This window comes from Anaeromyxobacter sp. PSR-1 (genome assembly GCF_000964525.1).
Lineage (GTDB): Bacteria > Myxococcota > Myxococcia > Myxococcales > Anaeromyxobacteraceae > Anaeromyxobacter.
On the sequence record NZ_BAZG01000006.1, the window covers coordinates 60,522 to 70,746 of the forward strand.

The window sequence follows — 10,225 nt, forward strand, 5'->3', positions numbered from 1 at the left end:
GGCCGCTACGCGGGGCCGGCGATGGCGCCGCGCACCCGCGCGGCGAGCGGCGGCACGATCCGGAGCGCCGCGTCCACGTCGTCGGCGGTGGTGGTCCAGCCGAGCGAGAGGCGCAGCGTCGCGCGCGCGTCCGCGTCGGAGAGGCCGAGCGCGAGCAGCACGCCGGAGGGCCGGGTCGAGCCGGAGTGGCACGCGGAGCCGGCGCTCGCGCACACGCCCTCGAGGTCCATGGCCATGAGCAGCGCCTCGGCGTCGCAGCCCTCGAGCGTGATGGAGAGCGTGCCGGGCAGGCGCGGGGCGCCGGCGCCGTTCACCCGCGCGCGCGGCACCGCGGCGAGGAGCCCGGCCTCGAGCCGGTCGCGGAGCGCCGCCAGGCGCGGGCCCTCCTCGGCCACCGCGGCGACGGCCGCCTCCAGCGCGGCGGCCAGGCCGGCGATGCCGGGCAGGTTCTCGGTGCCGGCGCGGCGGCCGCGCTCCTGCTCGCCGCCCAGCACCGGCGCGAGCGGCAGCCCGGGCGCGACCCACAGCACGCCGGCCCCGCGCGGCCCGCCGAACTTCTGCCCGGTGAGCGCCACCAGGTCCGCGCCGAGCGCGCGCACGTCGAGCGGGATCTTCCCGGCCGCCTGCACCGCGTCGCAGAAGAACGGGGCGCCCGCGTCGCGCGCCGCGGCGGCGAGCGCCGGCACCGGCAGCACCACGCCGGTCTCGTTGTTCGCGCGCATGGCGCAGGCGAGCGCCACGTCCGGCCCGAGCGCGGCCCGGAACGCCTCCGGGTCCACCTGGCCGCGGCGGTCCACCGGGACGACCGTGAGCGGCGTGCCGGCCCGCTCGAGCGCGCGCGCGAGCGAGAGGACGCAGGGGTGCTCCACCGCCGTGACCACCAGCCGCCGGCGCCCGGCGGGCGCGGCCCCGAGCACGCCCCGGATCGCGAGCGCGGCCGCCTCGGTGGCGCCGGAGGTGAACACGATCTCGGCGGGCGCCGCGCCCACCGCGCGGGCCACCCGCTCCCGGGCGCCGTCGAGCAGGTCGCGCGCGGCGCGCCCGGCCGCGTGGACCGAGCTTGGGTTGCCGAACACCTCCAGCGCGTCGCGCACCGCGGCCCGGGCCTCGGGCCGCATGGGGGTGATGGCGTTGTGGTCGAGGTAGATCACCGGCGCGCTCCGGCCGGCCCGGCAGGGCAGGGCTAGACGAGCTTCTTCGGCTTGCGCGCGCGCACGCCGAACGCGTCGAGGAAGTCCTTCACGACCTCCTCGCGCAGCTTGCGGTTCGCCGCGGCGCCGAGGCCCTTCACCGGCAGGCGCGCGCCGGCCATGGTGCCGTGGCCGCCGGCGGAGCCGCCGCGAGCCTCGATGACCTCGCGGATGAGCCGCCCGGCGTTCATGCGCCGGTCGGTGGTGCGCACCGAGAAGAACAGGGCGTCCTCGTACTGCGCGAACGCGAGCGACCACTTCATGTCCTCGAGGTACATGAAGCGCTCGGCGATCTCCGCGACCATGTCCGGCGTGTAGATGGTGCCGAGATCGCAGATCACCACCTCGCCGTAGACCTGCGCCCGCTCGATGGCGGTGTGGTAGAGGCGGAAGTAGTCCTCGGGCAGCAGCGGGTGCTCGATGGCGCCCAGCGCGTCCTTGTCCGTCATCGGGAACAGCCACAGGTACGCGTCCACGTCGGTGGGCGTGGTCTGCCGGCCCAGGTCGCGGGTGTCCGCCTTGATCCCGTAGAACAGCGCGGTGGCGAGGCCGGCGGGCACCTTCAGGCCGCTCGCGCGGAAGTACTCCGCGAGCACGGTGGAGGTGGCGCCGATGGGGCCGCCCACGTCGGCGATGGGCGCGAGGTGCGAGTCGGGCCGCTCGGGGTGGTGGTCGATGACCACGTCGGGGAAGTGGCGGGCCGGGAGCGAGTGGTTCCCCTGCTCCGGCTGCGTGTCGACCATGCAGATGAGGTCGTAGTCGTCGAAGACCACGCGGGCGATGGGGACCACCGGCAGCTTCAGGACCTTGATGAGCGCGCGGTTCTCGGCGCGCCCCACGATGCCGCCGTAGGCGACGATGGCCTCCACCCCGGCGAGCTTCTCGAGCAGGTAGGCGAGCGCGACGCCCGCGGCGATGGAGTCGGGATCCGGGTTGTCGTGCGTGAGGATGAGCGCGCGCTCGTGCGAGCGGGCGTACTGGATGAGGCGATCGAGCTTGGCGCGGGGCGACTCGCCACCGCGGGGGTAGAGCGTCATCCGGGCGGCGCGGACCTCCGGGCGGGTCCGCGGTTTCTGCGGCTCGTCGGGCGGCTGGCGCATGGGGAGGTGGACCTTCATCGGCGTACGAGGCCGCGGAGGACCTCGATGTTCTCCTTGAATCGCGACTCGGTCTCCACGAACCCCGGGATCTCCGCGAAGCGGGGGTCGTTCACCAGGTGGCGGAAGGGGCCCAGCCCCATGGCGCCCTGCCCGATGTGCTCGTGCCGGTCCACCCGGCACCCGAGCGGCTTCTTCGAGTCGTTGAGGTGGAACGCGCGCACGTTCGAGAGGCCGACCACGCGGTCGAGCTCGTCGAAGGTGCGGTGGTATCCCTCCTCGGTGGTGAGGTCGTAGCCCGCGGCGAACAGGTGGCAGGTGTCCACGCAGACGCCGGTGCGGCGGCGGGCCGCGCCGGGGATCGCCTGGCGGATGGCCGCGATCTCCTCGAACCGCCACCCCAGGCTGGACCCCTGGCCGGCGGTGGTCTCGACGAGGAGCTTCGCCTTGCCGGGGACCTTCTCGAGGGCGCGCTGCATCCCCTCCGCGACCAGCCGGAGGCCCTCGGCCGCGTCCTCGTTGCTGCCGGGGTGGAAGATGAGCCCGGCGATGCCGAGCCGCTCGCACCGGTCCAGCTCGTCGGCGAGCGCGTCCCAGCTCTTCTTCCGCAGGTCGCGGTCGGCGGCGGCGCTGTTGATGAGGTAGGAGGAGTGGGCCGCGACCGGCTTGCGGGTGCGGCGGGCCTCGCCCTGGAAGCGCTTCACCTCGTCGGGCTCGAGCGGCTTCGCCGCCCAGCCCCGCGCGTTGCGGGTGAAGATCTGCAGGCAGTCGGCGCCGTCGGCCTCGGCGCGCGCGAACGCGGTCGAGACCCCACCGGCGATGCCTTCATGTGCTCCCAGGAGCATAGGGGGGCGTAGCTATACAATAGCCGGCCCCCGCCCCGCCATGCTCGGACGGCCGCGGGCGGGGGGAGCCCCAAAATCCAGTGCTGTCGGCAGGTTGCACGCCGCCCGTGCGCCCGGAGCCCCCCGCTCGCCGGGCGCCGGCGCACAGGGGAGGCCCATGTGCGCCACCCAACCGGGGCATACGCCCTGCCGCGAGCGGTCGCCTAGCGGGCGGCCTTCCGGGCCCGCGGCGCCTCGGCGAAGTACTTCTCGGCCTGCGACAGGGCGTTGTCGAGCGCCTCCATCGTCAGGTCGCGCAGGATGGTGTCGGGCAGGCGCAGCGACTCGTAGTACCGCTGGCGGTCGGTCGCGTGGACGATGACCGGCAGCTCGTACCCGGCGTGCAGCAGGACGAGGTTCGCGAGCAGGCGCGCCACGCGGCCGGAGTTCTCGGTGAACGGGAACACCTGCATGAAGCCGTGGTGCAGCTTGCAGGCCTGCTGGATCGGGTGCGCGTTGCGGAAGTCGGCGCCCTCGGTGGCCTCGAGCAGCTTCTGCAGGGCGGGCTGGATCTTCGCCGGCTGCGCGATGTCGTGGAAGTACGCGCGGTGGAGCGGCATGTCCTTGCGGTACTCGGCGACGCTCCGGCCCTCGATCCCGTGGCCGAGCGTCTCGTACAGCTTCTTCACCGTGGTGAGGTTGAGCTTCGGCTTCTTGGCCGCCGCCTCCTCGCGCACCAGGTCGAGCGCCACCTTGTGGTTGCGGATCTCCTGGAGCGCGCTCACGAACGTCACGTCGGCGAGCGGCGCGTTCGCGAGCGCGGTGGCGAGCTCCTGGCTCGAGTACACGACGCCCTCGAGCGCGTTCTCGTGGTAGAGCCACGACAGCTCGTACCGCGCGAGGAAGTCCTGGACGATCTCCGGATCGCCGCGGAGGCGGTCAGCGAGATCCTCCATGCGATCGTCGATGTCGACGTATCGGGTCCGCATCTTGGGTGCTCCTCTGCGCGAGGGGGATCGGCCCGGGGCGGTCAGCGCACGGAGCCGGTCGAACCCTTCGGCATCTCAGGCGATTTCCTTGGTGGGCCCCACGGAAAGTCCGGGGAATCTAGCCGAATCGTTCGCGAAAGGTCAACGGAATTGCCCTTCGGCGGATGGAACCGGCCGGGGGGGAGGTTTGTTCCGTCCCCCGAGCGCGCGAGGGCCGTCCTCCGGGGGCAACCGCCCGGAAAACGGCCCTCCTGTCGGCAGGATGTGTGATGGCTCGCCGGCGGGAGCCCTGTTGGGGCCCGGCGAAGCGGCGCAGGTCCCTAGTAGGGCGTGAGCCACTCGCGGTGCTTCGGGTCCGCGCCGCCGACCGCCTTGAAGAACGCCTCCGAGATGCGCTTCGTCACCGGCCCCGGCTCGCCCTTGCCGATGCGCCGGTTGTCGAGCTCGCGGACCGGGGTGACCTCGGCGGCGGTGCCGGTGAGGAACAGCTCGTCGGCGAGGTAGGCGGTGTCGCGGGTGAACTTCTCCTCCTTCACCGGGATGCCCAGGTCGGCCGCGAGGCGGAGGACCGCGTTGCGGGTGATGCCGTCCAGCACCGGCGAGGAGAGCGGCGGCGTCTGCAGCACCCCGTTCTTCACGATGAAGACGTTCTCGCCCGAGCCCTCGGCCACGTACCCGTCGGCGTCGAGCAGGATGGCCTCGTCGTAGCCGGCGAGCGCCGCCTCGCGGGTGGCGAGGAACGAGTTCACGTACTGGCCGGACACCTTGGCGCGCACCATCTGGCCGCCGATGTGGAGGCGGGCGATGGACGAGACCTTGGCGCGGATGCCCTTCGCCATGCCCTCCTCGGAGAGGTAGGCGCCCCAGGGCCAGGCCGCGACGAGCACCTGCACCGGGTTCGGCGCGCCGACGCCCATGGAGCCGGCGCCGAAGAACGCGAGCGGGCGGATGTAGCCGGCCTTCAGGCCGTTCGCCTTCAGCACCTCGACGCAGGCGCGCTCGACGTCGCCGGGCGAGAACGGGAGCTCCATGAGCATGATGCGCGCCGAGTCGAACAGGCGCTGGATGTGCTCGCGCAGGCGGAACACCGCCGAGCCCCCGCCGGCCTGCTCGTAGGCGCGGATCCCCTCGAACACGCCGATGCCGTAGTGGAGCGCGTGGGTGAGGACGTGGACCTTCGCGTCCTCGAAGGCGACGAGCTTTCCGTCGAGCCAGATCCTGTCCGCCTTGATCATCGTGGCCCTTCCGAGGTTGGTGGGAGTGGGTCGACGAAGATGCCCCAACGGGCCGCGGGATTCAATCGCACCGTGCGCGGGGGCGCACCGCCGGTGGAGCGCGGGCGCGCGGTCAGGCGAGCGGCGGGAAGGGCCGCACCATGCGCGCGACGAACGGCATGTCGGGGTGCAGCTCGGCCTTGCCGGCGTGGATGGCGTGCCGCAGCTCCTCCTGCGACGGCACGATCTCGACCGGCGAGAGCACCTTCTGGAAGGAGCGGTGGTGGTGCGCGAACGGCCGGTTGCGCGTGACGTTCTGCGCCGCGAGCTGCTCCAGGCCGAACCAGAGCGGCTGGGAGAGCTTCGGCGCGAAGCCCTCCAGCGCCAGCACGAACGCGTTCCGCGTGCCGATGGCGCCGCGCTGCACCGTGGACCAGGCCGCCCGCGCCGGGAGGTTGTCCACCAGCCCGCCGTCCACCAGCCGGAACACGTCGTGCTTCTCGAGCAGGGCGGCGAGCAGGCGGTGCATGCGCTCGTCGTCGCGCAGCACGTCGTAGTGGATGACGCCGGGGAGGGCGGAGGAGAACCCCACCGCGTCGATGGCGTCGAACGCGTGGGTCTCGGCGTCGGCGCCCAGGTAGATGCGCGCGAACCGGTCGCGCTGCACGATGAGCTCGCCCACCGCCTGGAGCACGTCGGAGAACATGCGGGTGAGCGCGCTCGGGCGCGGCGCGCGGGCGTCCAGGTCGAGCAGGTGCTCGTAGTAGCCCGGGTCGCGGGGCAGGGCGCCGTTGCGGATCCCGGTGACCGCCACCACCAGCGGCACGGCCAGCTGGCCGAGCGTGAGCGGGTGGCCGTCGGGGCCCTTCAGGAACTCGCCGATGGCGGCGCGCAGGTACAGGCGCAGCGCCGCGGGCAGGCCGTAGCGGTTCCCGGTCTGGAGGAAGCGGAACAGCGTGCGGAAGGAGAGCCCGCTCAGCGCCTCGTCCACGTCGTCCGGGTTCCAGCGCGCGCGGCGCGCCCGGAACAGGAGCAGCACCGAGCCCATGCTCGTGCCGGCGAGCAGCCGCGGCACGAGGCCGTACTGCTCCAGCAGCGCGAACGCGCCCAGGTACGACCAGGCCACGCCGCCGCCGCCGCCGCACACCAGCACCAGCGCCTTCTCGCAGATCTCGCGGTCGAGCGCGCCCGGCGCGAGCCGCCCCTCCGCCGCCGCCACGGCCCGCGCCCGGAACGCGCGGGCGCGCAGCGACAGGTTCGGCACCATCCCGGTCGCCGCGGCGCGGTCCGGCCCGCCCGGCGCGAGCAGGGCCGAGACGAGCGGGCGGACGTCCTCGCGGAACGGCGCGAGCGCCGGCGCGACGTCCACCTCGCCGCCGTCCTGCGCGCGCACCCGGCCGACCCGCGCCAGGTTGAGCGCGTAGCGCAGCGCCGCCTCGTCGCGCTCGGACAGCCACGCGGGCGTGCTCACCACCGAGCGGACCAGCGCGGCCTCGGCCTCCTCGAACGGGCGGATGGCCTCGTGGTGGAGGTCGAGCGGGTCTTCGGGCGGGACGGGGCGCATCGGGGGCGCGCGCATTCTACGCCGCGGCCCCGACGCCCCCGTACCCCACCTCGGCGCACCCGGCCGCCGGGCGCGGGCGCGGGCTAGCGGACGACGTCCTCGAACGCCTGGCGCACCGCCGCGGTGACGCGCGCGTACTCCGCCAGGAAGCGCGCGCCCGGCTCCGCGCCGTAGTAGCCGAGCCGCCGCGCGAGCTGGTGCAGCGGCGGCCCGCTCGCGGGCAGGTGGTCGATGGTGAAGTCGTGGACGATGCGCAGGCGCAGCTCCACGTGGCGCAGGAACTCGTACCCGCGCGCGAGCGCCTCGTGCTCGGCCTCGCGCAGCAGGCCCGCGGCGCGCAGCGCGCGGAGCGCGACCGGCGTCGAGGGGGTGCGGATGGAGGGGTGGTCGTGGCCGTGCGCGAGCTGGAGGTACTGCGCCGCGAACTCCACGTCCACCAGGCCGCCGCGCCCGGTCTTCGGGTTCTTCCCGTGCGACGCCTCGCGCGACAGCTCCGACTCCATCCGCTCCCGCATGCGCCGGATCTCGGCGGCGAGCGCGGCGGGGTCCTCGCGCCGGCCGTACACCGCCGGCACGATGGCGCGCGCGTTCACGTCCTCGAACAGCGCGCGGTCGCCGGCCACGAAGCGGGCGCGGAGCAGCGCCTGGCGCTCCCAGAGCTGGCTGCGCACCGCGCCGGCCGCGCCGTCGCGCGCGGCGCCGCCCGGGAGCGCCTCGCCGGTGTGGTAGCGCACGAAGCCCTCGGCCCCGATCACCAGCGCGCCCTGGTTGCCGGAGGGGCGCAGGCGCGTGTCGATCTGGTAGAGCCGCCCCTCGCGCAGCGGCATCTGCAGGAACGACATGAAGCGCTGCGCGAGCCGGGCGTAGCGCTCGAAGCCGGGCTCGGCGCCGCCGGGGTAGAGGAAGATGAGGTCGAGGTCGGAGTGGTAGCCGAGCTCGCGCCCGCCCAGCTTCCCCATGCCGATGACGCAGAGCCGCCCGGGGGGCAGCACGCCCTTGGCGCGCGCCTCGTCCTCGGCCAGGGTGAGGCACGCCTCCAGGCACGACTCGGCCAGGTCCGAGAGCTGGCCCGCGACGCTGGGCAGGTCCACGGTGCCGGCGATGTCGTGGATGGCGACGCGCAGCACCTCCTCGTTCTTGTAGCGGCGCAGCTCGCCCAGCTCGTGCTCCAGCAGGTCGTCGAGCGGCAGCGTGCGGTCCACCGCCGCGAGGCGCTCGCGCACCTCGGCGCGGAGCTCGTCGAGCGTCTTCTCCAGCACCACCTGGTCCTCGCGGAGCAGCAGGTCGATGAGCTCGGGGTGGCGCAGGAAGCGCTTGGAGAGGAAGTCGGAGGTGCCGAACAGCGAGAGCAGCAGCCGGGCGATGCGGCGGTGCTCGGCCAGCATCTTGAAGTACGGGTCGGGGTTGCGGAGCGCGGCGGCGAAGTCGGCCAGGTGCGAGAGCGCCTGGTCCGGATCCGGCGTGCCGAGCGCGTCGGCGAGGAGCGACACGGCCGCGGCGGGATCGCCGAGCGGCGAGAACGGCGTGCGCCGCCGCGCCATCGAGTCGATGGCGGCGATGGCGCGGTCCGGGTCGGCGAGGCCGCGGCGGGTCGCGATGGCGGCGCGGCGATCGGCGGGCACGTCGGCGTCGGCCAGCAGCGCCAGCTCGGGATCGAGCGGGGCGGCGCCGGCGCCGGTGCCGAGCAGGCCGGCGAAGTGGCGGGCCACGCGCTCGCGGTGGTCGGAGAGCACCGCCTCGAACGCCTGCTCGGAGGCGTACCCCATGGCGCGGGCCAGGCCGGTCCGCTCGCCGGGCGGCGGCAGGCGCTGCGTCTGCGCGCCGTCCACCATCTGGACGCGGTGCTCGGCGCGGCGCAGGAACAGGTACGCGTCGGCGAGCTCGTCGCGGTCCTTCGCCGGGACCACGCCGGCGAACAGGAGCCGCTCCAGCGCCGGCAGCACCGCGCGCTCGCGGAGCGGCCGGCCCTCGTCGCGCCCGCCGTGCAGGAGCTGCAGCGCCGAGACGAAGAACTCCACCTCGCGGATCCCGCCGCGGCCCAGCTTCAGGTCGTCCTTGCCCTCGGCGCCGGCGCGGGCGTCGATGCGCGCCTTCATCGCCTGGATCTCCGCCACCACGTCGAGGTCCAGGCTGCGCCGCCACACGAACGGCTCGAGGTGCCGGACCAGCTCGTCGCCCACCGCGAGGTCGCCGGCGCCGGGGCGCGCCTTCACCAGCGCGTTGCGCTCCCAGGTCCGCCCGAACGCCTGGTAGTAGTACTCGGCCGCCGGGATGCTGTTCACGATGGGCCCGCTCCGGCCGTCCGGCCGGAGGTTCAGGTCCACCCGGAACACGAAGCCGTCCTCGGTGGGCTTGGCGATGGCCTCGGTGACGTGCTCGGCGAGCTTCGCGTAGTAGGCGAAGTGCGTGAGCGGCTTCGGCCCGTCGGTCTGGCCGTCCTGGCCGTAGACGTAGATGAGGTCGATGTCGGAGGAGAAGTTGAGCTCGCGCGCGCCGAGCTTGCCCATGGCGATGGCGCAGAACCCGGCGCCGGCCTCGCGCCCGGCCAGGCCGGCCGGGGCGCCGTGGCGGGCGCGCAGGAGCCGGTCGTGGAAGCGGATGGCGGCGTCCACGCAGGCGCAGGCGAGCGCGGACAGCTCGGCGGTGATCTCCTTCACCCGGGCCCGGCGGAGGTCGCGGAGCGCGATGCGCACCACCTCGCGCGCGCGCAGCCGCCGGAGCAGGCGGTGGAAGCCGTCCACGTCCTCGGGCTCGAGGCGGCGTGCGGTCCGGGAGAGCACGCGGCGCAGGTCGGCCTCGGTGCGCGGGCGGAGCAGGTGCGGCGAGCGGGCGGCGCGGCGGAGCAGCCGCGGGTCGCGCGCGAGCAGGGCGGAGACCAGCCGCGAACCGCCGCAGAGGAGCGCGAGCGCCTCCAGCAGGTCCGGCTCGGCGGGCAGCGCGCCGGCGCCGTCCACGTACCGCTCGATGCCGGCGAGCGCCAGGTCGGGATCCGGCGCGTAGGCGCACGCCTCGCGCACCGCGGCGATCCGGCCGGGGAACTTCTTCTCGAGGCGGGCGAGCCGCTCCTGGGACTCCGGGGCGCGGGGCTCGAGGGGTGGCAGGCCGGGGATGGCGTGCGAGGTGGGCATCGGCCGGCCATCATAGCGCCGCGCCGGGGCGCACCCCGCCGGATGCGCACGCCGCGCTGGCCGGGCGCGCCCGCGCCGCGCTACCTTCCGCGGATGCGCACCCTCGTGCTCGCGGCCGTCCCCCTGGCGCTCCTCGCCGCCTGCTGCACCGACGGTTCACCGGCCTCGGCGCCGCAGCCGTCCGCCGCTCCGTCCGCCGCGCCGCCGGCCGCGGCGGGG

General features: G+C 74.7%; 7 protein-coding genes. All 7 read right to left on the reverse strand.

Going from position 1 to position 10,225, the window contains the following annotated elements:
- Window positions 1-5: 5 nt before the first annotated feature.
- The 7 genes from PSR1_RS02165 to glnE all read right to left on the reverse strand — a co-directional run bounded on the left by PSR1_RS02165 (window position 6) and on the right by glnE (window position 10,006).
- Entirely contained in the window at window positions 6-1,151 is a 1,146-nt protein-coding gene (locus tag PSR1_RS02165) for a cysteine desulfurase family protein (protein WP_059436001.1), read from the reverse strand.
- 32 nt (window positions 1,152-1,183) lie between these two features.
- Window positions 1,184-2,308, reverse strand: coding sequence for a bifunctional oligoribonuclease/PAP phosphatase NrnA (locus PSR1_RS02170; RefSeq protein ID WP_059436002.1), 1,125 nt, complete (start codon window positions 2,306-2,308; stop codon window positions 1,184-1,186).
- Entirely contained in the window at window positions 2,305-3,132 is an 828-nt protein-coding gene (locus PSR1_RS02175; protein WP_059436003.1) for a deoxyribonuclease IV, read from the reverse strand. Before PSR1_RS02175 ends, PSR1_RS02170 begins: the two co-directional genes overlap by 4 nt.
- A gap of 203 nt (window positions 3,133-3,335) precedes the next feature.
- Window positions 3,336-4,067: a Fic family protein gene (locus tag PSR1_RS02180; RefSeq protein WP_237757789.1), complete on the reverse strand. Its 732-nt coding sequence runs from the start codon at window positions 4,065-4,067 to the stop codon at window positions 3,336-3,338.
- A 353-nt stretch (window positions 4,068-4,420) separates the two neighbouring features.
- Window positions 4,421-5,335, reverse strand: a complete 915-nt coding sequence (locus PSR1_RS02185) for a branched-chain amino acid transaminase (protein WP_059436005.1) — start codon at window positions 5,333-5,335, stop codon at window positions 4,421-4,423.
- Between the two features lie 112 nt (window positions 5,336-5,447).
- Window positions 5,448-6,893 (reverse strand): patatin-like phospholipase family protein, encoded by a 1,446-nt coding sequence (locus PSR1_RS02190; protein ID WP_059436006.1) that lies wholly within the window; start codon window positions 6,891-6,893, stop codon window positions 5,448-5,450.
- A 68-nt stretch (window positions 6,894-6,961) separates the two neighbouring features.
- Window positions 6,962-10,006 carry a bifunctional [glutamate--ammonia ligase]-adenylyl-L-tyrosine phosphorylase/[glutamate--ammonia-ligase] adenylyltransferase gene (gene glnE, locus PSR1_RS02195; protein ID WP_059436007.1) on the reverse strand — a complete coding sequence of 1,015 codons (3,045 nt, stop codon included), beginning with the start codon at window positions 10,004-10,006 and terminating at the stop codon, window positions 6,962-6,964.
- Between the last annotated feature and the right edge of the window lie 219 nt (window positions 10,007-10,225).

What these genes read in the sequence shown, in the direction of transcription:
- PSR1_RS02190 (WP_059436006.1), bottom strand. Translation starts at nt 6,893, where the DNA reads ATGCGCGCGCCCCCGATGCGCCCCGTCCCGCCCGAAGACCCGCTCGAC.
- PSR1_RS02185 (WP_059436005.1), bottom strand. Translation starts at nt 5,335, where the DNA reads ATGATCAAGGCGGACAGGATCTGGCTCGACGGAAAGCTCGTCGCCTTC.
- PSR1_RS02180 (WP_237757789.1), bottom strand. Translation starts at nt 4,067, where the DNA reads ATGGAGGATCTCGCTGACCGCCTCCGCGGCGATCCGGAGATCGTCCAG.
- glnE (WP_059436007.1), bottom strand. Translation starts at nt 10,006, where the DNA reads ATGCCCACCTCGCACGCCATCCCCGGCCTGCCACCCCTCGAGCCCCGC.
- PSR1_RS02170 (WP_059436002.1), bottom strand. Translation starts at nt 2,308, where the DNA reads ATGAAGGTCCACCTCCCCATGCGCCAGCCGCCCGACGAGCCGCAGAAA.
- PSR1_RS02175 (WP_059436003.1), bottom strand. Translation starts at nt 3,132, where the DNA reads ATGCTCCTGGGAGCACATGAAGGCATCGCCGGTGGGGTCTCGACCGCG.